22 protein-coding genes are annotated in these 23,204 nt (G+C 60.0%); 10 read left to right on the forward strand and 12 right to left on the reverse strand.

Annotated features, from left to right (window positions below; all coding sequences use genetic code 11):
• Window positions 1-98 precede the first annotated feature (98 nt).
• Entirely contained in the window at window positions 99-1,499 is a 1,401-nt protein-coding gene (gene lpdA / locus AC07YV_RS25585; RefSeq protein ID WP_102701952.1) for a dihydrolipoyl dehydrogenase, read from the reverse strand.
• Window positions 1,500-1,708: 209 nt separating this feature from the next.
• Here lpdA and hflK (AC07YV_RS25590) point away from each other — a divergent pair, with 209 nt between their 5' ends.
• The 5 genes from hflK (AC07YV_RS25590) to cfaB all read left to right on the forward strand — a co-directional run bounded on the left by hflK (AC07YV_RS25590) (window position 1,709) and on the right by cfaB (window position 9,072).
• A complete protein-coding gene (gene hflK, locus AC07YV_RS25590) occupies window positions 1,709-3,667 on the forward strand; it encodes a protease modulator HflK (protein ID WP_102701951.1) in 1,959 nt (652 codons plus the stop codon).
• Window positions 3,664-4,707 (forward strand): protease modulator HflC, encoded by a 1,044-nt coding sequence (hflC, locus tag AC07YV_RS25595; protein ID WP_102701950.1) that lies wholly within the window; start codon window positions 3,664-3,666, stop codon window positions 4,705-4,707. The genes hflK (AC07YV_RS25590) and hflC overlap by 4 nt, the downstream gene beginning before the upstream one ends.
• The gene (gene hflK, locus AC07YV_RS25600) at window positions 4,704-5,762 is read left to right on the forward strand and encodes a protease modulator HflK (RefSeq protein ID WP_102701949.1); all 1,059 of its coding nucleotides are present in this window, start codon (window positions 4,704-4,706) and stop codon (window positions 5,760-5,762) included. Before hflC ends, hflK (AC07YV_RS25600) begins: the two co-directional genes overlap by 4 nt.
• Complete coding sequence (locus AC07YV_RS25605) at window positions 5,759-7,669, forward strand: cation-translocating P-type ATPase (protein WP_102701948.1); 1,911 nt, start codon at window positions 5,759-5,761, stop codon at window positions 7,667-7,669. The genes hflK (AC07YV_RS25600) and AC07YV_RS25605 overlap by 4 nt, the downstream gene beginning before the upstream one ends.
• 218 nt (window positions 7,670-7,887) lie before the next feature.
• The gene (gene cfaB / locus AC07YV_RS25610; protein ID WP_102701947.1) at window positions 7,888-9,072 is read left to right on the forward strand and encodes a C17 cyclopropane fatty acid synthase CfaB; all 1,185 of its coding nucleotides are present in this window, start codon (window positions 7,888-7,890) and stop codon (window positions 9,070-9,072) included.
• On the opposite strand, the gene cls is transcribed toward cfaB, so the two are convergent.
• Window positions 9,069-10,508 carry a cardiolipin synthase gene (cls, locus tag AC07YV_RS25615; protein WP_102701946.1) on the reverse strand — a complete coding sequence of 480 codons (1,440 nt, stop codon included), beginning with the start codon at window positions 10,506-10,508 and terminating at the stop codon, window positions 9,069-9,071. The genes cfaB and cls overlap by 4 nt on opposite strands.
• Window positions 10,509-10,641: 133 nt before the next feature.
• Here cls and AC07YV_RS25620 point away from each other — a divergent pair, with 133 nt between their 5' ends.
• Complete coding sequence (locus tag AC07YV_RS25620; RefSeq protein ID WP_102701945.1) at window positions 10,642-11,163, forward strand: DUF3617 domain-containing protein; 522 nt, start codon at window positions 10,642-10,644, stop codon at window positions 11,161-11,163.
• A 97-nt stretch (window positions 11,164-11,260) separates the two neighbouring features.
• Here the strand turns inward: AC07YV_RS25620 and AC07YV_RS25625 are convergent, their stop codons facing one another.
• The 4 genes from AC07YV_RS25625 to AC07YV_RS25640 all read right to left on the reverse strand — a co-directional run bounded on the left by AC07YV_RS25625 (window position 11,261) and on the right by AC07YV_RS25640 (window position 14,331).
• Window positions 11,261-12,139: a His/Gly/Thr/Pro-type tRNA ligase C-terminal domain-containing protein gene (locus AC07YV_RS25625; protein WP_102701944.1), complete on the reverse strand. Its 879-nt coding sequence runs from the start codon at window positions 12,137-12,139 to the stop codon at window positions 11,261-11,263.
• 149 nt (window positions 12,140-12,288) lie between these two features.
• Window positions 12,289-12,849 (reverse strand): gamma carbonic anhydrase family protein, encoded by a 561-nt coding sequence (locus AC07YV_RS25630; protein WP_102701943.1) that lies wholly within the window; start codon window positions 12,847-12,849, stop codon window positions 12,289-12,291.
• A complete protein-coding gene (gene folE2 / locus AC07YV_RS25635; RefSeq protein ID WP_102701942.1) occupies window positions 12,846-13,772 on the reverse strand; it encodes a GTP cyclohydrolase FolE2 in 927 nt (308 codons plus the stop codon). Before folE2 ends, AC07YV_RS25630 begins: the two co-directional genes overlap by 4 nt.
• 181 nt (window positions 13,773-13,953) lie before the next feature.
• On the reverse strand, window positions 13,954-14,331 hold the full coding sequence (locus tag AC07YV_RS25640) for a glutamine synthetase (protein WP_102701941.1): 378 nt from the start codon (window positions 14,329-14,331) through the stop codon (window positions 13,954-13,956).
• A gap of 142 nt (window positions 14,332-14,473) precedes the next feature.
• Between AC07YV_RS25640 and zigA the strand changes: the two genes are divergently transcribed.
• Complete coding sequence (zigA, locus tag AC07YV_RS25645) at window positions 14,474-15,679, forward strand: zinc metallochaperone GTPase ZigA (protein WP_102701940.1); 1,206 nt, start codon at window positions 14,474-14,476, stop codon at window positions 15,677-15,679.
• Window positions 15,680-15,694: 15 nt separating this feature from the next.
• On the opposite strand, the gene AC07YV_RS25650 is transcribed toward zigA, so the two are convergent.
• Complete coding sequence (locus AC07YV_RS25650; RefSeq protein ID WP_102701939.1) at window positions 15,695-16,051, reverse strand: NADH:ubiquinone oxidoreductase; 357 nt, start codon at window positions 16,049-16,051, stop codon at window positions 15,695-15,697.
• Window positions 16,052-16,078: 27 nt separating this feature from the next.
• Between AC07YV_RS25650 and AC07YV_RS25655 the strand changes: the two genes are divergently transcribed.
• Window positions 16,079-17,050 carry a CobW family GTP-binding protein gene (locus AC07YV_RS25655; protein WP_102701938.1) on the forward strand — a complete coding sequence of 324 codons (972 nt, stop codon included), beginning with the start codon at window positions 16,079-16,081 and terminating at the stop codon, window positions 17,048-17,050.
• Between the two features lie 4 nt (window positions 17,051-17,054).
• Here AC07YV_RS25655 and AC07YV_RS25660 read toward each other — a convergent pair whose 3' ends face one another.
• Window positions 17,055-17,468 carry a DUF3301 domain-containing protein gene (locus AC07YV_RS25660; RefSeq protein WP_007971681.1) on the reverse strand — a complete coding sequence of 138 codons (414 nt, stop codon included), beginning with the start codon at window positions 17,466-17,468 and terminating at the stop codon, window positions 17,055-17,057.
• Between the two features lie 119 nt (window positions 17,469-17,587).
• Here AC07YV_RS25660 and pdxY point away from each other — a divergent pair, with 119 nt between their 5' ends.
• Window positions 17,588-18,460, forward strand: a complete 873-nt coding sequence (gene pdxY / locus AC07YV_RS25665; RefSeq protein WP_015097416.1) for a pyridoxal kinase PdxY — start codon at window positions 17,588-17,590, stop codon at window positions 18,458-18,460.
• Between the two features lie 64 nt (window positions 18,461-18,524).
• Here pdxY and AC07YV_RS25670 read toward each other — a convergent pair whose 3' ends face one another.
• Window positions 18,525-19,007 carry an acyl-CoA thioesterase gene (locus AC07YV_RS25670; RefSeq protein WP_007971685.1) on the reverse strand — a complete coding sequence of 161 codons (483 nt, stop codon included), beginning with the start codon at window positions 19,005-19,007 and terminating at the stop codon, window positions 18,525-18,527.
• A 286-nt stretch (window positions 19,008-19,293) separates the two neighbouring features.
• On the opposite strand from AC07YV_RS25670, the gene AC07YV_RS25675 reads away from it, so the two are divergent.
• Window positions 19,294-21,057, forward strand: coding sequence for a cation:proton antiporter (locus tag AC07YV_RS25675; RefSeq protein WP_095964378.1), 1,764 nt, complete (start codon window positions 19,294-19,296; stop codon window positions 21,055-21,057).
• 22 nt (window positions 21,058-21,079) lie between these two features.
• Here the strand turns inward: AC07YV_RS25675 and AC07YV_RS25680 are convergent, their stop codons facing one another.
• The 3 genes from AC07YV_RS25680 to AC07YV_RS25690 form a co-directional block, all read right to left on the reverse strand.
• Window positions 21,080-21,487, reverse strand: coding sequence for an SMI1/KNR4 family protein (locus AC07YV_RS25680; RefSeq protein ID WP_003187120.1), 408 nt, complete (start codon window positions 21,485-21,487; stop codon window positions 21,080-21,082).
• A 138-nt stretch (window positions 21,488-21,625) separates the two neighbouring features.
• Window positions 21,626-22,504 (reverse strand): Tim44 domain-containing protein, encoded by an 879-nt coding sequence (locus AC07YV_RS25685; protein WP_095943446.1) that lies wholly within the window; start codon window positions 22,502-22,504, stop codon window positions 21,626-21,628.
• A 179-nt stretch (window positions 22,505-22,683) separates the two neighbouring features.
• Window positions 22,684-23,124 (reverse strand): EamA family transporter, encoded by a 441-nt coding sequence (locus AC07YV_RS25690; RefSeq protein ID WP_102701937.1) that lies wholly within the window; start codon window positions 23,122-23,124, stop codon window positions 22,684-22,686.
• Window positions 23,125-23,204: the final 80 nt, after the last annotated feature.

The following is a 23,204-nucleotide window of genomic DNA, read 5'->3' on the forward strand; positions in this document are numbered from 1 at the left end:
AGCCCGCTCCCACATTGGTTTTGTGTGCGCCACAAATCAAATGTGGGAGCGGGCTTGCTCGCGAAGGCGATAGATCAGTCACCGCAACGCTTCAAGTCTTACATCTGCGTCGCCATCCCCTCCACATTCATCGCCGCCTGGCGCAACGCCTCGGAGCGGGTCGGGTGTGGGTGGCAGGTCAAGGCGATGTCTTCGGCCGAGGCGCTGAACTCCATGGCCACGCAATACTCGCCGATCATTTCACTGACACTCGGGCCAACCAGATGCACGCCGAGGATTTCGTCCGTGCGCTCATCGGCCAGCACTTTGGCGAAGCCTTCGGTTTCATGGTTGATCTTCGCCCGGCTGTTGGCAGTGAACGGAAATTTGCCCACCTTATATGCCCGGCCTTCGGCCTTGAGCTGCTCCTCGGTCTTGCCGACGCTGGCCAGCTCCGGCCGGGTGTAGACCACGCTGGGAATCAGGTTGTAGTTGACCTCGCCAGCCTTGCCGACGATCTGTTCGACGCAGGCCATGGCTTCGTCCTCGGCCTTGTGCGCGAGCATGGGGCCGGAGGTCACGTCACCAATCACCCAGACTCCGGCGGCTTCGGTGCGATGCCCCTTGTTGGCGAGCATGCCGCGCTTGTCCGTGGCGAGGCCGACGTTCTCCAGGCCCAGGCCCTGTGTATAAGGTCGGCGCCCGATGGCCACCAACACATAATCCGCTTCCAGCAACTCGGCAGTGCCGCCTGCGGCAGGCTCGATGCTGAGCTGTACGCCGGTGGCGGAGGTGGTGGCGCTGGTCACTTTTGAACTCAACTTGAAGCTCAAGCCTTGCTTGCTCAGGGAGCGTTGCAGGGTTTTGCCGGCTTCGATGTCCACGCCGGGGCAGATCCGGTCAAGGAACTCGACCACCGTCACCTGCGCCCCCAGGCGCCGCCATACCGAACCCAGCTCCAGGCCGATCACGCCAGCGCCGATCACCACCAGATGCTTGGGCACCTCGGTCAGCGCCAGGGCACCGGTGGAGTCGAGGATGCGCTTGTTATCGATGTCCACGCCGGGCAGGGGAGTGGGCTCGGAACCGGTGGCGATGATGATGTCCCTGGCGCTCAGTTCGGTCTTGCCACCGGCGCTGTCGGTCACCGTGACTTTGCCCGGCCCGTCGATGTGGCCCCAGCCCTTGATCCAGTCGACTTTGTTCTTGCGGAAAAGAAACTCGATGCCCTTGGTCAGCCCGGTAACGCTTTCATCCTTTTGCTTCATCATCTGGGCGAGGTTGAGGCTGGGCTTGACGTCGATCCCCAGGTTGGCGAATTCGGCGCCCATGGCCGCGTCGTACAGTTCGGAGGCATGCAGCAATGCCTTGGATGGCATGCAGCCGACATTCAGGCAGGTACCGCCGAGTGTGGCGCGCCCTTCCACGCAGGCCGCCTTCAGACCCAGTTGTCCGGCGCGGATCGCCGCGTTGTAACCGCCGGGGCCACCGCCGAGTATCACGACGTCATAAGTGCTCATGGATGTACTCCTGGATCGAAAGGGGATGGGTAAAAGTAGTTCCTGAATAAAATTACGAACGTAATATGTGCGCGCCGCAGCCTTTCGGTCAAGGCTTCAGCCAAGCGACAGGTTGGGCATCTTTAGATAGCGCGCTTGAATACGGAAATTTCACTATTTTCGTTATATCGTAACGAATTGTCCTGTAAGCGAAGACGCTCTGGGGTGGTATGCAAGTCGATCTCGATGTTGATGAAACGCCGCTGGCCGGGTTGCCCCGTTTTCAGCAGGCGTTCATTCAAGGGCGGCGTTTGCGCCAGTTCGCCATCGGTGCGGGCGTACTCGCCACCGTGGCTGTGTTGCTGGCGTTTTTTGCCGGGCTGTTCGCCTCGAAAACGCTGTGGCCAGCGTTGTTGTTGAATTTGAGCGCTGCGTTTGTGGTGCTGATAGCGGGCTTGCAATCGGCCGGGTGGGTCGCCCAATGGCGTGCCCGCGCCATGAATCCCGTGACGCCGGTGGTTGTAGTGGAGGAATCTGCCGAGCCTTTGGGCTGGTATGAACGTTTGCTGGACCGGATCAGCCGGCAATCGCACAACCTGCTCGGGCAAATTGGCGCGCCGACACTGTGGCTTGGCGGTTGGGCATTGTTGGCAGTATTGAGCGTCGAACAGGCCTGGGACCTTTCTTTGCCCCCGTCAGGGCTGGGGTTGGCAACCACTGTCGGGGCGGCGTGCTCATTGCTGTTGGCCTTCGGCCTGTTGGTGATGGAGCGCCATCTGGCGCAGGAAAATACCGCGCAATGGCCTGAAGCCGCCGCGTTGGCGCAATTGACCCGTGTGCCGATCATCAGCCTGTTACTCGCTGCGTTTTGTCTGTTGTTTGCCGATGAAACCTCGGTATGGCCCGTACGCCTGGCGGTGTTGTCCGGACTGTTGCCGGGGCTGGTGGCGGCAGAGCTGTTGCTGCGTGCGGTGTTGTCATTGTTCAGTCCGCGCCGCGAACGCCTTGAGCCGGAGCTACTGGCGCGCAGCTTTGTCGCCGACATGCTGCGCTGGCCACCACAGCCATTGCTGGCGTTACAGCACGAATTACACAACCGCTTCGGTATAGATCTGCGGCAGATCTGGGCTTTCACTTACATGCGTCGGGCGTTACTGCCGGTTTTTGGGGTGGTTACGCTGGTTGGCTGGTCGCTGACGGGCATTCACGAAATTGCGCTGCAAGGGCGTGGCATTTATGAACGATTCGGTAAGCCGGTGGAGGTGTTTGGCCCGGGTTTGCATCTAGGTCTGCCTTGGCCATTGGGCCGGGTGTTGCGCGTCGAGAATGGCGTGGTTCACGAGTTGGCCACCAGTGTTGGCGAAACCACGATCCCTGATCAGGCCGACCCTGCTGAAGGCCCGGCTCCGGCAATTGCCAATCGCCTGTGGGACGCCAGCCATGTGAACGACAAATCCCAGGTGATCGCCAGCAGCCGAGCCGACAAGCAGAGCTTTCAGATCGTCAACATGGATGTGCGCTTCGTCTATCGCATCGGTCTGAGCGATGAGGCGGCATTGGCCGCGACCTATAACAGTGCCGATGTGCCGATGTTGATTCGCAGCACGGCCAGCCGAATTCTGGTTCACGATTTTGCCTCGCGCACCCTCGACGGTTTACTGGGTGAGGACAGGGTAGGGCTGGCGGAAGAAATCGGCCGCGCCGTACAGGCGGACCTGGAAAAACTCGACAGCGGCGTGGAAATTCTCGCCACGGTGGTCGAGGCGATTCACCCGCCGGCCGGTGCCGCCAACGCCTATCACGGCGTGCAAGCGGCGCAGATTGGGGCGCAAGCCTTGATTGCCCGTGAACGCGGTGCCGCCGCCGAAGCCACCAACCAGGCGCAGTTGCAGGCCAGCATCGCCCGCGATCAGGCGACGGCCAGCGCCCGTGAAATCAATGCAGGCGCCCAGGCTGCGGACCTGAAATTCAACGCTGAGCAGAAAGCCTATGCCAGCGCTGGCCAGGCCTTCATGCTGGAGCAGTATTTCAGTCAGTTGTCCCAGGGTTTGGCCAACGCCAGATTGCTGGTGCTCGATCATCGTCTGGGTGGCAGCAGCAATGCGCCGACCATCGACCTCCGTACTTTCACGCTGCCGGTTGACCCCGCGCCGTCGCGTAAAACCGCTCAGCCAGGAGCCGCCAATTGAGCCAGTCCCAGACGCACGATCACGATGACCACAGCGGCCACGATCACGGCCATGGCGGGCATCACCATCACGGCCATCACCATCATCACCACGGCGATCCGCAGGAGGCCGGTCCATTCCCGTGGCGCCGCATGGGCTGGGCGGCATTGCTGGTGGCGTTTGCAGTCGCCGCCGCGAGCCTGGTGCAGGTGCGTTCGGGGGAGGCCACAGTGATCACGCGCTTCGGCAACCCTTCACGGGTCTTGCTGGAGCCGGGGTTGGGCTGGCGCTGGCCGGCGCCGTTCGAGGCGGCGATTCCGGTGGATCTGCGGCTGCGCACCACGTCCAGCGGTTTGCAGGATGTCGGCACCCGGGACGGTTTGCGCATCATCGTCCAGGCCTATGTGGCGTGGCAGGTGCAGGGCGATCCGGACAATGTGCAACGCTTCATGCGGGCGGTGCAGAACCAGCCTGATGAGGCTGCGCGGCAGATTCGTACCTTTGTCGGCTCCGCACTGGAGACCACCGCCAGCAGTTTTGATCTGGCGAACCTGGTCAATACCGATGCCAGCCAGGTACGCATCGCCGATTTCGAAGCGCAACTGCGCAAGCAAATCGATCAGCAGTTGCTCAGCACTTATGGCGTGCGCGTGTTGCAGGTCGGTATCGAAAGACTGACGCTGCCTTCGGTAACGCTCACCGCGACCGTCGACCGGATGCGCGCCGAGCGTGAAACCATCGCCACTGAACGCACGGCCGTCGGCAAGCGTGAAGCCGCACAAATTCGTTCCGCCGCCGAACGTGATGCGCGAATTGTGCAGGCTGATGCCACAGTGAAAGCGGCAGATATTGAAGCGCAATCGCGCGTCGAAGCGGCGCAGATTTATGGTCGCGCCTATGCGGCTTCGCCGCAGCTCTACAACCTGCTGCGCTCGCTCGACACCCTGGGCACGGTGGTGACCCCGGGTACCAAGCTGATTCTGCGCACCGATGCCGCACCGTTCCGGGTGTTGGTAGACGGTCCGCCGAGTCTCGACAACAAGTCCGGATCGCAGCCATGAGTTTGGTTCCACGTGGAACAAATGAGTTGAGCAGCCCCTGGATTCAGGCCGGGCGCCTGGCGTTTATTGCGCTGTATGCGGTGACGGTGTTGGCGGCTTTGGCGTGGGCGTTTTCCAATGTGCGGCAGATCGATCCACAAAACCGCGCCGTGGTTTTACATTTCGGCGCGCTGGATCGCATTCAGAATGCCGGGCTGCTTCTGGCTTGGCCGCAACCCTTCGAGCAGGTGATTTTGTTGCCGGCGGCGGACCGGGTGATCGAGCGTCGAGTGGAAAGCCTGTTGCGCAGTGATGCCGCGACGCAGGCTGATCGCGTGGCCAGTTTTGCCACGCCTATCAGCGATGCCCTCGCAGGCTCCGGCTATCTGTTAACGGGTGACGCCGGCGTGGTGCAACTCGATGTGCGGGTTTTCTACAAGGTCACCGAGCCCTATGCGTTTGTGCTTCAGGGCGAACATGTGTTGCCGGCTCTGGATCGGCTGGTGACCCGCAGCGCACTGGCGCTCACGGCCGCACGGGATCTGGACACCATTCTGGTCGCTCGTCCGGAACTGATCGGTGCCGATAGCCAGGCGGCGGAACGACGGGAGCGCTTGCGCGGTGATCTGGTGCAGGGCATCAATCAACGGCTGGCCGAACTGACTGCAACAGGGCAAGGCTTGGGCATCGAAGTGGCACGGGTCGATGTGCAGTCGAGTTTGCCAAGCCCCGCAGTGAACGCTTTCAACGCGGTACTGACCGCCAGCCAGCAAGCCGATAAGGCGGTCGCCAATGCACGCACCGAAGCCGAGAAGCTGACGCAAACCGCCAACGAGCAAGCCGACCGTACGCTGCAAGTGGCCCATGCCCAGGCGAGTGAACGGCTGGCCAAAGCGTCTGCCGATACGGCCACCGTGTTGAGCCTGGCCAAGGCGGAGCAGCAAGGTATCGACCCGCAGATGTTGCTGCGCATTTATCGCGAGCGCATGCCGAAAATTCTCGGCCAGGCCGGTTCGGTCACCACGGTCGATCCCAAAGACGATTCCCGCCTGATCATTCAGGGAGCTGCACAATGACCGCTCAAACCGCCGCTGCACCGAGCCTGTTGTCTTCGGCTGAACAGCGCCGCGCCGCGCGCCAGTTGACCCTGGCCATGCTCGCATTGGGCCTGCTTGCACTGGGCCTGATCTGGCGTTGGCTGGCGCCGGAGCAGACCGGAGTCAGTCAGTTGCTGTTGGGGTTTGCTTCGTTGCTGGTTGCTGTACCGGTCATGCGTTCGGCCTGGTACAGCCTGCGTTATCCGAGCCTGCACGGCATCACTGATCAGTTGATTGCCCTGGCCATGCTGGGTGCCTGGGCCACCGGGGATCTGCTGACGGCGGCCCTGTTGCCGATCATCATGATCTTCGGTCACGTGCTGGAGGAGCGCAGCGTGATCGGTTCCCAGGAGGCGATTCACGCCCTCGGCAAATTGACCCGCAGCCACGCACGCAAGGTACAGGCGGACGGCTCCATCATCGAAGTCGACAACGGCACGCTCAAGGCCGGCGATCGGGTCGAGGTGCGCGCCGGGGACCGGGTACCGGCGGATGGCCGGGTGTTGTCCGGCCAGGCCAGTCTGGACACCGCCTCCATTACCGGCGAGTCGGTACCGATGGAGGCCGGTGTCGGCATGTCTGTGTTCGGTGGTGCAATCAACCTCGATGGTCTGTTGCGAATCGAAGTGACCCGCACCGGCCATGAGTCGACCCTCGGCAAAGTGATTGCCCTGATGCAAAACGCCGAGCGTTCGAAGCCGCCGATCACTCGTCTTCTGGAGCGTTACGCCGGCAGCTACATGGTGTTGGTACTGCTGCTGGCGGCCGTGACCTGGTTCATCACCAACAACGCCCAGGCGATGCTCGCGGTGTTGGTGGCGGCCTGTCCTTGTGCGCTGGTGTTGTCGGCGCCGGCCACGGCGATTGCGGGTGTGGCGGTGGCGGCACGCCACGGGATTCTGATCCGCAGTTCCGCGTTCCTTGAAGAGTTGGCGGACCTGACCTCGCTGGTGGTCGACAAGACCGGGACGCTGACCTTCGGCACCTTGCGCCTGCAATCCATCGACAGCCCGCTGGAGGATCGCAGCCATGTCCTGACGCTGGCGGCGAGCCTCGGCTCGGCCAGCAGCCATCCAGTCAGCCGCGCCCTGGCGGGGTTGGTGGCCCAGGAACATTTTCTGCTGCTGACCGACATTCATGAACGCCAGGGCCTGGGCGTGGTGGCGATGACCGGGCAGGGCGAAGCGGCACTCGGCCGGCCGGAGTTGTTCGCGCAGCTGGGCATCAGTACAACGGCGGTTCCCGATCACGATGGTCCGATTGCCGGGCTGGCGCTCAATGGGGCGTTTCTAGCCTGGCTGTTGCTGGCCGACAGCGTCAAACCCGAGGCGCAGTTTGCCTTGGGTGAGTTGCGTGAACTGGGTCTGGGTCGTCAGTTGTTGCTCACGGGTGACCGCCATAGCGTTGCGCAAACGCTCGCCCGGGATGTCGGGATCAGTGACGTCGAAGCGCAAGCCCTGCCCGAAGACAAACTCAACCGCGTGCTCAAGGAAATCGACAGCGGCTTCCGGCCGATGGTGGTCGGCGATGGCATCAATGATTCACTGGCCCTCAAGGCGGGTGTGGTCGGTGTAGCCATGGGCGCGGGCGGTGCAGACATCGCCTTGGCATCGGCTGACATCGTGCTGATCGGCAGTGACCTGCGTCGCCTCGGCACCTGCGTGCGCCTGAGTCGTCAGTGCCGCCAGACATTGCAGGTCAATGTGATCATCGGGCTGGGCTGGACCCTGGCGATTGTGGCCTTCGCCGCGTTCGGCTGGCTCGGCGCTGCCGGGGCGATGATTGCGGCGTTGTTGCATAACCTCAGCACCTTGCTGGTCTTGGGCAATGCCGGGCGATTGCTGCGGTTCCAGGAGCCGTTGCTCAAGCTCAAGGACGAAGTCTGAAGGCGAATGCTCTAAACCGGGTGATTACGCGTCTTCAAATTTTTAGAACTGTGGGCGTGGTGTGTAGTCATTGGAAGTGAGGGCACATCATTTTTTGCGTTCGCGGCGGCAGGTGTCGGCGTCGCGAATCATTGAAAATGGCTATTAATTCGATAGCCAGCTATTTTTCAAGGATGGTCTACCCTCTGATCAGACGTCTGAAACAAGGGGGATTCTCCATGCTCGCGCAACTTCCACCGGCCTTACAGAATCTGCAGTTACCGCTTCGCCTGAGACTCTGGGACGGCCATGAATTCAATCTGGGGCCGACGCCCAGCGTCACGATTGTGGTCAAGGACCCACAAATGGTTTCCCAGTTTACCCATCCAAGCCTTGATGCCCTCGGCGCTGCTTATGTCGAAGGCAAACTGGAACTCGAAGGCTCCATCAGCGATGTGATCCGCGTCTGTGATGAATGGAGCCAGGCGTTGCTGGACGAAGATGATGACAATCAGCCTGTCCGTACGGTCCACGACAAAGAGACGGATGCCAAGGCGATTTCCTACCACTACGACCTTTCCAACGCGTTCTATCAGCTGTGGCTCGACAGCGACATGGCGTATTCCTGCGCGTACTTCGAGACCGGCAGCGAAAGCCTCGAGCAGGCCCAGCAAGCCAAGTTCCGTCATCTGTGCCGCAAGCTGCGCCTGCAACCCGGCGAGTATCTGCTGGATGTGGGGTGTGGTTGGGGCGGATTGGCGCGTTTTGCTGCGCGAGAGTTTGGCGCGAAAGTGTTTGGTATCACCCTCAGCAAGGAGCAGTTGGCTCTGGCCCGGGAGCGCGTAAAAGCGGAGGGCCTGGAGGACCTGGTCGAACTGCAACTGCTCGACTATCGCGATTTGCCGCAGGATGGCCGTTTCGACAAGGTTGTCAGCGTCGGCATGTTCGAACACGTGGGCCACGCCAATCTTGCCGAGTATTGCAATACCTTGTTCGGCGCGGTGAAAGAGGGCGGGCTGGTGATGAACCACGGGATCACCGCCAAATACACCGATGGCCGTCCGGTGGGGCGCGGTGCCGGTGACTTCATCGGGAAATATGTGTTCCCCAACGGCGAGCTGCCGCACCTGTCGATGATCTCTGCGCAGATCAGTGAGGCCGGGCTGGAAATCGTCGACGTCGAAAGCTTGCGCCTGCACTACGCCCGCACGCTTGATCACTGGAGCGAACGCCTCGAAGACAATCTCGAAGCGGCTTCCAAACTGGTACCGGAACAAGCCCTGCGCATCTGGCGGCTGTACCTGGCCGGTTGCGCCTACGCGTTCGCCCGTGGCTGGATCAACCTGCACCAGATTCTCGCCGTGAAGGCCCACGCCGATGGCAGTCATGAACTGCCATGGACCCGGGACGATATCTACCTTTAAAGAACCGGCGAAATAAGCCGGGCGACCCGCATGCCGAGCTGCTGCAGGCGGTGGGTCTCCCGGCCCTCTCCTTTGGCGATTTCGTGGGCGTTGGCGAAGTCATCGTTGAGCATCTGTTCCACCTCGGCGGCAAAGGCGCTGTCGACGGTCAGCAACATCACTTCGAAATTCAGCCGGAACGAACGGTTGTCCAGGTTGGCGCTGCCGATGGCGCTGATTTCGCTGTCGATCAACACCACTTTCTGATGCAGGAATCCGGGTTCGTAACGGAATACCCGCACACCCGCGCGCACTGCTTCGAAGGCGTAGAGGCTGGAGGCGGCGTAGACGATTCGATGGTCGGGTCGAGACGGCAACAGCAGACGCACATCCACACCGCGCAGGACCGCCAGACGCAATGCTGCGAACACGGCTTCATCGGGGATGAAATACGGGCTGGTGATCCAGACCCGTTCCGTCGCCGCATGGATCGCTTCGACAAAGAACAGAGAACAGGTTTCGTAGGCGTCTGCCGGCCCACTGGCAAGCAACTGGCACAGCACGCCGTCTTCCGGATAAACCTCGGGCAGGATCAGTGGCGGCAGGGCATGAGCCACCCAGAACCAGTCTTCAGCGAAAGACTCCTGCATGCACGCCACCACTGGCCCGCGCACTTGCACGTGGGTATCGCGCCAAGGGGCCAGGGGCGGTTTCTCGCCCATGTATTCATCACCCACGTTGTGCCCGCCAACAAAGCCGAGAATGCCGTCCACCACCACGATCTTGCGATGGTTGCGGAAGTTCACCTGAAAGCGATTGAACCAGCCACTGCGGGGGCCAAAAGCCTTGACCTCGACCCCGCCATCACGCAAGGCCTGCACGTAGCCGTTGGGTAGGGAATGGCTGCCGATTCGGTCATACAACAGATAGATCGCCACGCCTTCGGCGGCTTTTTTCAATAGCAAAGTGTGCAGGCGTTGGCCGAGGCGGTCGTCGTGGACGATGAAAAACTGGATCAGCACGGCCTCTTTCGCCTGGCTGATGGCATCGAAAATGGCCTCGAACGTCGACTGACCGTTGATCAACAACCGCGTCTCGTTATTGGCCAGGCACGGCATGTGTCCCAGCTTCGGCATCGCTCTGAGTGAGGCATACGCCGAGGAAGCACGGGCGGTGAGGGCTTCTTCTACCCAGGGTCGCCAGTTGAGTTCGGAAACAGCCTTGCGCATCTCCTCGTTGGCCTGCCGCCGGGCCTTGATGTAGCCATCAAAGGTGCTGCGGCCGAACATCAGGTACGGGATCAGCGTGAGGTAAGGGATGAAAAACAGCGACAGGGCCCAGGCGATCGAGCCCTGGGCGGTACGGACGGTCAACACGGCGTGGATGGCCGCGATCATGCCCAGCGAGTGCAGCAGGGCGATGGTGTAACCGAAAATATGCGGTCCGAAGTAATCCATGGGGGGCTGCCTTGCTCCTGAAGATTCAGTGCTTAACAGACCATGTTCCGTGCAGAATGTCGCTAATTAATTGGCCCATGAACCGAAGCCTGCGGCTGACGTCTAACGGCCACTACTGATCAGGAGTTACTCGATGAACGTTCGTCTGCTGGGTTTGGCCATGGCACTGGGTTTGGCACTTCCTGTGGCGGCTCACGCGCAAATGCTGCAACCAGGTTTGTGGGAGCTGACCACGAGCAACATGAAGGTCGATGAGCAGAATATGCCGGACCTGCAGTTGATCCTCGGTCAGATCCAGAGCCAGATGACCCCTGAGCAGCGTGCGCAGCTGGAAAAACAGGGGATCACCATGGGGGGTAAAGGGATCCGGGCGTGCCTGACGCCGGAGCAGGTCAAGTCTGATGACATTCCGCTGACCGATCCGCAGTCGGGCTGCAAGCAGGAAATCACCGACCGCTCAGGCAACCAGTGGAAGTTCCGCTTCAGCTGCCCGAGGGCCCAGGGCGCCGGCGTGGCGACATTCCTCAGCGACCGTGAATTCACCACCAAGGTCAACGGGACGTTCAACGCCACCGGCATTCAGCAGAAGGGCAGCCTTGAATCCCGCGCTGTCTGGCTGGGGCAGGATTGCGGTACGGTGAAGCCGAGAGCTTAAAAGCTTCGCGAGCAAGCCCGCTCCCACACTGGATTTGTGAACGACACAGATCCAGTGTGGGAGCGGGCTTGCTCGCGAAGGCGTCCATCCAGTCTCCCTAGATCCCCGGCTGACTCAACCACTCACACGCCACCTCGACAGCCATCCGGCCAAAATCCTCCCCCGTGCGGCTGCGCACACTGACAAACCCCCCGGCCTGTTCTTTTTCGCCGACCACCACCAGGTACGGTACGGTCCGGCTGTGCTGGCGAATCTTGAAGTGGACTTTTTCGTTGCGCAGGTCAGCCCTTGCGCGCACCCCCCTTTGGCGCAAGGATTCGGTCACCGCTTGTGCATAAGTCGTCTGGCGGTCATCCATGCTGACGACGACCACATGGGGTGGAAGGCTCCAGTGCTGCAGTTCCTGATGGCTGGACCAGCATGTGCCGTAGATTCGTTGTTGCAACGTGCCGCTGATGTGATCGAGGGCGAACGCCTGCAAGACTTTGGTGGTGGGGACGTGCGGTCCATGGCTCTGGTATTCGGTGTCCCCCAGACGGTACATCGACACCTCCTTGCGCGGTGGACGACGACGGATCGAATGATTGGTCGCTGCCAGTGACTGCATGCGCGCTTCGATGAGAGGCAGGTCTGCCGGAGTCAGCGGTCGCTCGACGACAAACTCGTAAAAGAAGCCATCGCCCAACTCCCGGCCCGCGCGCATTTGTGCATGGGGGTGGAGTTGCTTGACCGCCATGGCCAGCATCAAGGCACAGGAGCGGCGCAGGATCTCCAGTCCGTCCGGCTCGCGGGGGGTGACAATGCTGACCCGGGCATCCGCCTCGATCATGTATTCGCAGTCCACCAGTACACCATCGACCCGGCCCGCTACGGCCGCGCTGGCCAGTTCGGGGCCGATGCTGGCGGCCAACTCGTGCACGGACAGCGGTTGGTCGTATTCACGCAATGAACCATCGGACAGAGTGATCTGGATCATGGTCGGCGTACTCAGGTGCTGCTAACGAGCGTTATCGCATAAACCTAGTGCTAATTCCTGGCCGCTGTCATTAAGACCTTTGTCGTGCCAGGTAATTTGTATCGGCGCGTTCACCAGTCGGGCATTGCGAATCAGCATGCTGCTCATGGTCAGAACTCGTTTTGCAGGGCTTTGTAGCCGCGCACCAGATCGACGTTGGTGCGCGCCACGTCTTCGGAAAACTCCGAAGCGCTGACGCTCACCGGCGGGTATTGCGAGAGGTCGGTGTTGGGGCCGATCCGCGTTGTGGAGGGCACGTAGAAGGCCGCAGGCAGGTCACGCCCGTCGACCACCGAGTTGTGCCGTACCACGCAACCGTCGCCGACCACGCAGTTGAACAGCACGCTGTTGAAGCCGATGAACACCCGATTACCCACGGTGCAGGGGCCATGCACGATCGAGCGGTGGGCGATGGAACTGAACTCGCCAATGGTCACCGCCGCGCCGGATTTGGAGTGGATCACCACGCCGTCCTGGATGTTCGAGTTGGCACCGATGGTGATCGGCTGCATGTCGCCCGACTCATCGACTTCGTCAGCGCGGATCACGGCGTAGGGCCCGACGAACACGTTCTCGCCAATCACCACTTTGCCGCAAATGATTGCCGTCTTGTCGACATAGGCCGACTCGGCAATCAGCGGTAAATCTCCGGATGGATTTTTGCGGATCATGACTTGCTCAACGCGTTGTACAGGGTGTTGAGGTTGTCCCAGTTGAAACGGCTTTCGGCAACGGCGTCATGGGCGTGCAGGCTTTCGGCGTGGATCACACGAATGTGGGCGGCATTGATGCCTGTGGAACGTTTCAGGGCCAGATTCAAACGGCGTGCGGCGTCCTCGCAGAACATCAGGTTCTGACCATTGGCCAGGGCGAAGGCCTGTTCGTCGGCGCGTTTTACCGCAGTTTGAACGGCTGTGCCGAGTGCGGCTTCGGCGTCGTTGATGATGGCAATCAACGGCAACTCATCCAGGAAATCAGCCAGCCGTACGCGCAACTTTGCGCTGCTGCGCTGGCTGTGAGGTGTGGCGACGATGCCGTTTGTGGAGCCGAGCCACGCTAAAACGTCGGCGTGTTGCAATGACTTGTTGGCGAAATCATCGACGAATTGCTGCTGTATCAACTGTCGAGATAGGGCCGCGGAGCACGGACAGGTTGAGGAATAAGGCAAATCGATTTTTAGTTCCACGTGGAACATCGCGTTTTTCAAACGCGCTTCGATGCTCACCGGATAGCTTTTCCAGCCTGCCAATGGGCTGATCAGCGCCGGTCTTTTCAGCAGCACTTCGGCGTGAATGGTTAAGTGCGCACTGCTGGACAGGCCCTCGTGAGTCTCAAGAAAACGTTGTAAAACCCGCCGCAATAAAGCCGGTGAAAGGCTTTTCTGCTCCAGCAATTCAAGCGCCAGATAGAGCCGTGACATATGAATGCCGCGCGCATTGCCATCGTCGAGGCTCACGCCGGCATCGGCCGTTGCATTCAAGCGTTGGCCATCAAACAAAACAGGAAGAGCAATGCCGCACATGCCCACCCACTCCAGTGGCAGGGCTTGGCGTGAGGCCTGCGCGGCGATATCCGGCAGAGTCAGCGCATTCATGAGCAGGTCCGTCGTGGGAGTTGATTTGACATGTTATAGTATAACAATCAAATCGACGATGCCTTTTTCATGAACAGGTCTTCATCATGCCCGGGTGCCATGTGCTTAACCTGATTTTGGCCGGTGCGGCCTTAGCCCATTGGTGCGTCGGCTACGCAAATTCGAAGAAAAACCGGCAGGCCTAACAGCCCGTGATCCGGTTGCAGGTGAACTTCGCACTGCTGCCACCGGAACTGGAAAACCGGTTGATCGTGGTCCAGCCGACGCGCTGGTTGTAGCCAACCCAGGCCTCGCCATCGGAAGCGATGCCGGTGAAAAACACCAGCTGACCGTAGCGGCTGTTGGTCTGCACCCAATGGCGCTTTCCAGCCATTTCGAAACCCCGCAGATAGATTGTGTTTCCGGCGGTGTTGACGCTGTAGGCGTTGCCATCCGCATCCACGCAGGCCAGCAGGTTGGCGCTGCGGGTGCACCTGGCCAGGCTCGGGACTTGGGCCATCGCGTCGGCAGCCACCAGCAGGGAAAGCATGATCAAGGCAGTTTTCAGGATGTTGCGCATGGGCTTTCTCACGTCGGAAGCGGCATTCAGCGTCCTGCCCTTTACCCGGCTGGGCAAGAGGGGATGGTTTATTTGTGTTGTTACAGTATAACATTGTGTAAGCCCGACACAGCGACCGGGCATCCCTGTGAGGAATATGCAGATGTCCAATCGACTCCCCGTGACCGTTCTCTCCGGCTTTCTTGGTGCCGGAAAAAGTACACTTCTTAATTACATACTACGTAATCGCGATGGTTTGCGGGTTGCGGTCATCGTCAACGATATGAGCGAAATCAACGTAGATGGCACCGAAGTCCAGCGTGATGTCAGCCTTAATCGGGCTGAAGAACGGTTGGTGGAAATGAGCAACGGGTGTATTTGCTGTACGTTACGTGAAGACTTGCTCGAGGAAGTGAGCCAACTCGCCAGGGAGGGTCGCTTCGACTATCTGCTGATCGAATCCACCGGCATTTCCGAACCGCTGCCGGTGGCGGAAACCTTCACCTTTCGCGATGAAAACGGCCAGAGCCTCAACGACATCGCACGTCTCGACACCATGGTCACTGTGGTCGACGGCATGAACTTCCTGCTCGATTACCAGGCTGCCGAAAGCCTGGCTTCCCGGGGAGAAACACTTGGCGAAGAAGACGAACGTTCAATTACCGATCTGTTGATTGAGCAGGTCGAGTTCGCCGATGTGATTCTGCTCAGCAAGATCGACTTGATCAGCAGCCACCAACGCGAGGAATTGATCGCCATCCTCGAGCGGCTCAACGCCCGGGCGGAAATCATTCCGATGACGATGGGCGAAATCCCCTTGGATAAAATCCTCAACACCGGTCGTTTTGACTTCGAAAAGGCTGCCCAGGCGCCGGGATGGTTGCAGGAGCTGCGCGGGGAGCACGTGCCGGAAACCGAAGAATACGGCATTGCTTCCAGCGCTTACCGGGCACGTCGGCCGTTCCATCCACAGCGTTTCTTCGACTTCATCGACGGCCCCTGGGACAACGGCAAGCTGTTGCGTTCCAAGGGCTTTTTCTGGCTGGCGAGCAAGCATATGGACGCCGGCAGCTGGTCCCAGGCCGGTGGATTGATGCGCTATGGTTTTGCCGGACGCTGGTGGCGTTTCGTACCGAAAAACCAATGGCCGCAAGACGAAGAAAGTACCACCGGGATCATGAAGAACTGGACCGCCGACAGCGGGGATTGTCGTCAGGAACTGGTGTTCATCGGCCAGAACATCGACTTCACGCAGCTCACCGCCGAACTGGACGCCTGCCTGTTGAGCGATAAGGAAATGGCGTTGGGCGTAGAGGGTTGGCGTTTGCTGCCTGATCCCTTCGGCCCTTGGTACGAAGAAGCTGCCTGATCCTCTGATGGCGCTTCAAGGCTTGAGCCAGGCGCCCTGGCTCTGGGCCTCGCAGTACGGCTGCAAATACGCCGCGTCGGTGGCAACGCCGTAATAGTGAATATCCTGGCGGTAGGGCATATTGGCGACTTGGGCGTTGCTGCAGATGCCAAATGCGCCGCCGGGGCATTGATCGACATACTTCACATCGACTTTCTGCCCCGCCAGGTTCGGCTGGCAGAAACCATCGGCGAAGAGTTTTGGCGGGATGTTGCGGTTCTGCTGGCAAACCTGGACATCAAGCCGCTCGGCCTGGCTGTGCACCACACAGGCCTGGGCCAGCGCCTCGCCTGAAACGAGTGCCAGGAGCAACGACAAGCCAATCAACCGCATCCATCACCTCCTCAGAAATCATCGACCATGCTGCAGAATATCCCCACCCATGTCATTGCCGGTCCGTTGGGCGCCGGCAAGACCAGCCTGATCAAGCACCTGTTGGCACAGCGCCCGGCAGGCGAGCGGTGGGCGGTGTTGATCAACGAGTTTGGCCAGATCGGTCTCGATGCTGCGCTACTGACCCGGGATGCCGATGGTATCGCACTGGGTGAAGTGGCCGGGGGCTGCCTGTGCTGCGTCAACGGTGCACCCTTTCAGATTGGGCTTGGGCGCTTGTTGCGCAAGGCGCAACCGGATCGGCTGTTCATCGAGCCCTCGGGCTTGGGGCATCCGGCGCAGTTGCTCAGGCAATTGAGCGAGGCGCCGTGGCAAGGCGTGTTGGCTGTCCAGCCTTGTGTGCTGGTGCTGGACGCTCAGGCGCTCGCCGCGGGCAAACCGTTGCCGGATGCGCAACAGCAAGCCCTGAGCCATGCGGGATTGTTACTGCTGAACAAGTCCGAAGGTCTTGAGGAAGATAGTCGCCAGCGAGTCGCCGCACTATTGCCGCCGACCCCCCTGTGCTGGACGCAACAGGCGGTTCTACCCTTGAGCGAACTGCCGGGGCTGAACGCCAAAGCGTGGGCAGGTGTGGATAACTTCGTCGTGCCCAAGGGATTGGCGCAGCTGCCGGCGGTCTGGAGCGATCCTGCATTGCCCATTTGCTTGAATCAGGAACAGGACGGCGGCTGGAGCATCGGTTGGCGTTGGCACCCAAGCCAGGTATTTGATGTCGCGCTGGTGGGCCGGTGGCTAGAAGACCTTGACTGGAGGCGGGCGAAGCTGGTTATCCACAGTTCTCACAGATGGGTCTCGGCAAACGCGGTGGATAACTCGGTGCTGGACTGGCAGCCCAGCGAGTGGCGGCAGGATTCACGCATCGAGCTGATTTTCAGTGAACCCCAGGATGCAGAGCGGTTGCAGAGCGAACTGGCAGCGTGCCGAGGTGAATCGGCTTAACGGCTCACGGCCGCCACTTGGTATGTTCCTGACGCCACTGGCTCAGCTCGATCACTTCTGCGCGAGGCTTTACCACATCGACCACTGGTTCGGTTTCGTCGAACGGGACCGGGTAGGGCGCCAGTTCAATCTGTGCGCTGTGAGCGCCGAATTGGGTGATGGTGCCGTTGTGGCGGGTTTCGCCGGTCACGGTGAATTCGAAGTTATACACACGGGCCAGGCGTCGCCGACCACTGGCATCCCTGATGAATGCGATTCTTTTCAACGCCACGTTGCCGTCCAGCAATTCGATCCCCAGCTTGGTGCAATGCTGCTTGACCCGCTCCAGCGCGCGCTCGCGCAAGCCGTGGTTGTGCCATAGCCATGCGCCGGCAGTGGCGAACAGCATCAGCACGAATATATTTCCAAGGGTCAGCATCAACAGGGTGCTCCAACAAGATAGTGTCAGCTTAACTGCGTCGCTGGTCTGTCGTACAGGCTGCGTTTAGTCGCATACTGCGCGGCTAGAATTTCAATCGTTTTACGGAAATCCACCGCATGAAACGTACACCGCATTTGCTCGCTATCCAGTCCCACGTGGTATTCGGTCACGCCGGCAACAGTGCCGCGGTTTTCCCGATGCAACGGGTCGGGGTGAATGTCTGGCCGCTCAACACCGTGCAGTTCTCCAATCACACGCAGTACGGTCAGTGGGCCGGTGAAGTGCTGGCGCCGCACCAGATACCTGAGCTGGTCGAGGGTATAGCGGCGATTGGCGAGCTGGGCAACTGCGATGCGGTGCTCTCCGGTTACCTCGGCAGTGCGGCCCAGGGCCGGGCGATCCTGACGGGGGTGGCGCGGATCAAGTCGATGAATCCCAAGGCGCTGTACCTGTGTGACCCGGTCATGGGGCATCCAGAGAAGGGCTGCAGTGTTCCGGCGGAAGTCAGTGATTTTCTGCTGGAGGAGGCCGCCGCCGTCGCGGACTTCATGTGCCCGAACCAGCTGGAGCTGGACAGTTTCTCCGGGCGCAAGCCGCAGTCGCTGTTCGATTGCCTGGCCATGGCGCGTGCATTGCTGGCGCGCGGCCCGAAAGCGGTGCTGGTCAAGCATCTGGACTACCCAGGCAAGTCGGCAGAGGTCTTCGAGATGCTGCTGGTGACAGCCGAAGGCAGCTGGCATTTGCAGCGCCCGTTGCTGGCGTTCCCGCGTCAGCCGGTGGGCGTGGGCGATCTGACGTCCGGGCTGTTCCTGGCACGTGTGCTGTTGGGTGACAGCCTGGTGGCCGCGTTCGAGTTCGCAGCGTCGGCGGTGCATGAAGTGCTGCTGGAAACCCAGGCCTGTGCCAGCTACGAATTGGAACTGGTTCGCGCTCAGGACCGGATTGCCCATCCGCGGGTGCGGTTCGAGGCGACCTCGATCAGCCTGTAGTCCATTTACAGCAAAAAGATCGCCGCCTGTTGTAGGAGCTGCCGAAGGCTGCGATCTTTTTTCTTCAAGCGTCGCCCTTGATCTCCTGATAACGCTTTTCCAGTTCCTGACGAATCTGCCGGCGCTGCTGGGCCTGGATGAAGCGGCGTTTGCTCTCGCTATTGTCCGGTTGCAGCGGCGGTACCTGGGCAGGTTTACGCTGGTCATCCACCGCGACCATGGTGAAGAAGCAGCTGTTGGTGTGGCGCACCGAACGCTCGCGAATGTTCTCGGTCACCACTTTGATGCCCACCTCCATGGAAGTGTTGCCGGTGTAGTTGACCGAGGCGAGAAAGGTCACCAGTTCGCCGACATGGATCGGCTCACGGAAAATGACCTGGTCCACCGACAGGGTCACCACATAACGGCCGGCATAACGGCTGGCGCAGGCGTAGGCCACCTCGTCGAGGTACTTGAGCAGGGTGCCACCGTGAACATTGCCAGAGAAGTTGGCCATGTCAGGGGTCATCAATACCGTCATCGACAGCTGGGCGTTTCCGGGTTCCATAGCATTCTCACGGGTCAAGGCCAGGTTTGAGGGATGCACCTCTGCGGGTGCCTCGGCGGTTTTTTCAAACCAACAGTTATCGGGACGCCGGGCGCAGAGTCGCCGTCACGCCGGATCGATCTGTTTCCATATATTGCACCGCCTTTCTGCCAGAAGTCGCGGTGTTACCCTGCAAAAGCCCAGACATAAGGGCATTTCCTACGCGCAAAGCAGACTTTTGCTCGGCTCGACCAGACGATTCCTACGGTCTGTGAATGGGGCAACTTCAATCAGGGAGCCGCTTGCCATGCATGCCATCAGTTTCATTCAGGATCTGGCAGTGATCATGTTGATCGCAGGTGTGGTGACGGTGGTTTTTCATCGCCTGAAACAACCGGTGGTGCTGGGCTATATCGTGGCCGGTTTCATCATCGGCCCGCATACCCCGCCATTCGGCCTGATCCATGACGAAGAAACCATCAAGACCCTGGCCGAACTCGGAGTGATATTCCTGATGTTCTGCCTGGGCCTGGAGTTCAGCCTGCGCAAGTTGTTCAAGGTTGGTGCCACGGCCTTCATCGCGGCATTCCTGGAAATCGTGCTGATGATCTGGATCGGCTACGAGATCGGTCGCTGGTTTGACTGGAACACCATGGATTCACTGTTCCTCGGCGCGATCCTGGCGATTTCCTCAACCACCATCATCGTCAAGGCACTCAACGATCTGAAGTTGAAGAACGAGCGGTTTGCGCAGTTGATATTCGGTGTGCTGATCGTCGAAGACATTCTGGGCATCGGCATCATCGCGCTTCTGTCCAGCATCGCCGTCAGTGGTACGGTCAGCTCGGGCGAAGTGTTTTCTACAGTGGGCAAACTGTCGCTGTTCATGATCGTCGCATTGGTCATCGGCATTCTGTTGGTGCCGCGGTTGCTGGCATACGTGGCGAGGTTCGAGAGCAACGAAATGCTGCTGATTACCGTGCTGGGCCTGTGTTTTGGCTTCTGCCTGCTGGTGGTCAGGCTTGAATACAGCATGGTCCTCGGCGCGTTCCTGATCGGCGCGATCATGGCTGAATCCCGGCAACTGCTGAAAATCGAGCGCTTGATTGAACCGGTTCGAGATCTTTTCAGCGCGATTTTCTTTGTGGCCATCGGGCTGATGCTCGATCCGGCGATCCTGCTTCAGTACGCCTGGCCAATCGCCGTAATCACTGTAGCCGTGGTGCTCGGCAAGATGTTGTCCTGCGGCCTTGGTGCATTTATCGCCGGTAACGACGGACGCACCTCGCTGCGGGTCGGGATGGGTCTTTCACAGATTGGCGAATTCTCTTTCATCATTGCTGCACTGGGCATGACGTTGCAGGTCACCAGTAACTTTTTATACCCGGTGGCTGTGGCGGTGTCGGTGATCACGACCTTGCTGACGCCTTATCTGATTCGCGCGGCTGATCCATTGTCGATCAAGCTCGCGGGCGTCATGCCGGAACGCCTGGGGCGGGTGTTGGGGATGTACGGCGAATGGCTGCGCAGCATCCAGCCTCAGGGTGAGGGGGCGTTGCTGGCGTCGATGATCAGAAGGATTTTGCTGCAGGTCGGGGTCAACCTGGCACTGGTGATCGCGATTTTCTTTTCGGGCGCGTACTTCGCTGAACGCATGTCGGCTTACGTGCAAGGCTGGATCAGCGACCCGAGCTGGCAGAAGGCATTGATCTGGGGTGGAGCGCTATTGTTGTCGCTGCCTTTTTTGATTGCGGCGTACCGCAAGCTCAAAGCCCTGTCGATGTTGCTGGCGGAAATGGGCGTCAAGCCAGAGATGGCCGGGCGCCACACGCAGCGAGTGCGCAGGGTGATCGCCGAAGTGATCCCGATCCTGTCGCTGCTGGTGATCTTTTTGCTGTTGGCAGCCTTGTCGGCCAGTATTCTGCCGACCAACAAGTTGCTGGTACTGATCGCCGTGGTCGCGGCCGCCGTGGCGGCGCTGCTGTGGCGCTGGTTCATTCGTGTGCATACGCGGATGCAGGTGGCGTTGCTGGAAACCCTCGACAATCACAAGGAGTCGTCCGGGCATTGACCACCCAGCGGCGTTGACTGGATCAGCTTTCCAGCCAGACGTCCCGTGCCCAGTGCCACACCGACTCCCAGGTTTCTTCGGCGATCAGCTCTTCTTCGGCCTGCCAAAGCACCACGGTGCCGTCTTCTTCGACGCAGTAGTAGTCGTCACCGTCCTGGCAGATCGGGATCAGGCTGCGATCGACGCCGGCGTCCCAGGCGTTGGCGGCAACGTCGGGCAGGTAGGTGTGGGATTGCGGGTCAGTCACGGTGACCGGTTCCAGGCTACCGTAGACCACGTCGCTGACGGTCAGCAGAAACTCTCTGAAGACAAACGGAATGTCGATGAACAGTTGTTCTTCGATTTCCACCAGCAGGTCTTCGTCAGGCAATTCCAAGGGGACCGGTACCGGTTCGTTGGCTTCACGCAGTTGTTCGATGATTTCTTCCACGTCCGGGATCCTCTTGCTTGTATGGCGCGGTTTATATGGGGCGGTTTATACAGTAGCTTGCTATAGATGCAACCGCGAAATAGAAAACCCCGGCCGAGGCCGGGGTTTTCTTTACAGCAAGTGAAGCGCGGTGCGTGATCAGCCGTTCTGGCGGATACCGGCCACCAGCCAAGGCTGGTTTTCGCCCTGTGCACGTTCCATGTTCCAGCTTTCGCTGAAGACTTCGCCCTGGTCGAAACGCGAGGTTTTCGACACGCCGGTGAAGGTCAGGGTGGCAATGGTCTTGTCGGCGCGATCATCCACACCGTCCAGCTGTACATTGAGGTTATCAATGTAGGTGGACTGGAAACCGTCGCCCAGGTCGGCACGCTCACGCTTGAGGAACTCCAGCATTTGCGGGGTCACGAACTCGGCGATCTTGTCCATTTCATTGGCGTCCCAGTGCTGTTGCAGGGACTGGAAGTGATTGCGCGCCGCTTCGACGAAGTTTCTTTCGTTGAACCAGGCTGGAGCGTTGATCACTGGTCGAGCGGCAACAGGCGCTGCCGAACCTCCGAAGATCGAACCACCGGCAGGCTTTTGTTCGAACGCTTCACGTTGCATCGGCGCGTGGCCGGCCGGCGCGTATTGCTCCTGCTGCTTGCGACGACGGGCGGCGATAAAGCGGAAGACCAGGAATGCAATGACAGCCATGATCAGGATGTCGAAGATCTGCATGCCCTGGAAGCCGTCGCCCATGAACATGGATGCCAGCAGGCCGCCGGCCGCGATACCGGCCAGAGGGCCGAGCCAGCGCGAAGCGCCACCGGCCTTGGCAGCGGCGCCAGCGGCACCGGCAGCACCAGCGGTCGCCGCAGCGCCGCCCATGCCTGGAGAAGAAGGAGCCATCTGGCTGGTCTGGTGCGTCGGCGCAGCGCCTGCGCTTTTGCCACCACCGAAGCGCTTGGCGGCATTGACGTCGAGACTCATCGTCAGGCCGATGCACAACGCCATGGCGATGCTAAGAAAACGTTTCATAAAGGGAATTCCCATTTGTGGAAGGCACGCGCGCCATGTTGCACAGCTGAAGTGTTACTGGCTAGCGGCAGAGTGTTTCGGGCTTTTGCCTGACAGGTTTCATTCAGCTTCAGTCAGTGCAATAGGGCCTTTTAACTTTGATCTGTCAGATGAGTGGATAACCTTTGTAGGACGCTCGCCTAGCGACGAAATGCCAGCATGACGACTCCGGCCGTGATCAGACCGATTCCGCCCCATTGGCGCAGGTCGAGTTTTTCACCCAGCAGGACTACGCCAAGAACGGCCACCAGCACCACGCTGAGTTTGTCCACCGGGGCAACCAGTGACGCCGGGCCGACCTTGAGTGCACGGAAATAGCAGATCCACGACGCACCGGTGGCCAGGCCCGACAACAGCAGGAACAGGTAGCTCTTTGCCGAGATCGATCCTAAAGACTGATATTGGCCCGTGGCGTACAAAATCAAGGCCAGGCTGACCAATACCACGATCGTCCGCAGCAGGGTGGCGAAGTCGGAATTAACGTTTTCGATGCCGACTTTCGCGAAAATGGCGGTCATCGCCGCGAACGCCGCCGATAACAGGGCCCAGAATGTCCAAGATGAAAAAAAGCCAGTGCCCATGTCCATTGCACCTTTAAATTCAGATATAGGCCTGGAACCTACCTACAACCTGTGGGAGCGAGCTTGCTCGCGATGACGGA

This window comes from Pseudomonas sp. GW456-E7 (genome assembly GCF_059424105.1).

Bases quoted from the DNA above. Each gene is read 5' to 3' on its own strand.
- lpdA (WP_102701952.1), bottom strand. From the start codon at position 1,499: ATGAGCACTTATGACGTCGTGATACTCGGCGGTGGCCCCGGCGGTTAC.
- hflK (WP_102701951.1), top strand. From the start codon at position 1,709: ATGCAAGTCGATCTCGATGTTGATGAAACGCCGCTGGCCGGGTTGCCC.
- hflK (WP_102701949.1), top strand. From the start codon at position 4,704: ATGAGTTTGGTTCCACGTGGAACAAATGAGTTGAGCAGCCCCTGGATT.
- AC07YV_RS25605 (WP_102701948.1), top strand. From the start codon at position 5,759: ATGACCGCTCAAACCGCCGCTGCACCGAGCCTGTTGTCTTCGGCTGAA.
- cfaB (WP_102701947.1), top strand. From the start codon at position 7,888: ATGCTCGCGCAACTTCCACCGGCCTTACAGAATCTGCAGTTACCGCTT.
- cls (WP_102701946.1), bottom strand. From the start codon at position 10,508: ATGGATTACTTCGGACCGCATATTTTCGGTTACACCATCGCCCTGCTG.
- AC07YV_RS25620 (WP_102701945.1), top strand. From the start codon at position 10,642: ATGAACGTTCGTCTGCTGGGTTTGGCCATGGCACTGGGTTTGGCACTT.
- AC07YV_RS25625 (WP_102701944.1), bottom strand. From the start codon at position 12,139: ATGATCCAGATCACTCTGTCCGATGGTTCATTGCGTGAATACGACCAA.
- AC07YV_RS25630 (WP_102701943.1), bottom strand. From the start codon at position 12,849: ATGATCCGCAAAAATCCATCCGGAGATTTACCGCTGATTGCCGAGTCG.
- folE2 (WP_102701942.1), bottom strand. From the start codon at position 13,772: ATGAATGCGCTGACTCTGCCGGATATCGCCGCGCAGGCCTCACGCCAA.
- AC07YV_RS25640 (WP_102701941.1), bottom strand. From the start codon at position 14,331: ATGCGCAACATCCTGAAAACTGCCTTGATCATGCTTTCCCTGCTGGTG.
- zigA (WP_102701940.1), top strand. From the start codon at position 14,474: ATGTCCAATCGACTCCCCGTGACCGTTCTCTCCGGCTTTCTTGGTGCC.
- AC07YV_RS25650 (WP_102701939.1), bottom strand. From the start codon at position 16,051: ATGCGGTTGATTGGCTTGTCGTTGCTCCTGGCACTCGTTTCAGGCGAG.
- AC07YV_RS25655 (WP_102701938.1), top strand. From the start codon at position 16,079: ATGCTGCAGAATATCCCCACCCATGTCATTGCCGGTCCGTTGGGCGCC.
- AC07YV_RS25660 (WP_007971681.1), bottom strand. From the start codon at position 17,468: ATGCTGACCCTTGGAAATATATTCGTGCTGATGCTGTTCGCCACTGCC.
- pdxY (WP_015097416.1), top strand. From the start codon at position 17,588: ATGAAACGTACACCGCATTTGCTCGCTATCCAGTCCCACGTGGTATTC.
- AC07YV_RS25670 (WP_007971685.1), bottom strand. From the start codon at position 19,007: ATGGAACCCGGAAACGCCCAGCTGTCGATGACGGTATTGATGACCCCT.
- AC07YV_RS25675 (WP_095964378.1), top strand. From the start codon at position 19,294: ATGCATGCCATCAGTTTCATTCAGGATCTGGCAGTGATCATGTTGATC.
- AC07YV_RS25685 (WP_095943446.1), bottom strand. From the start codon at position 22,504: ATGAAACGTTTTCTTAGCATCGCCATGGCGTTGTGCATCGGCCTGACG.
- AC07YV_RS25690 (WP_102701937.1), bottom strand. From the start codon at position 23,124: ATGGGCACTGGCTTTTTTTCATCTTGGACATTCTGGGCCCTGTTATCG.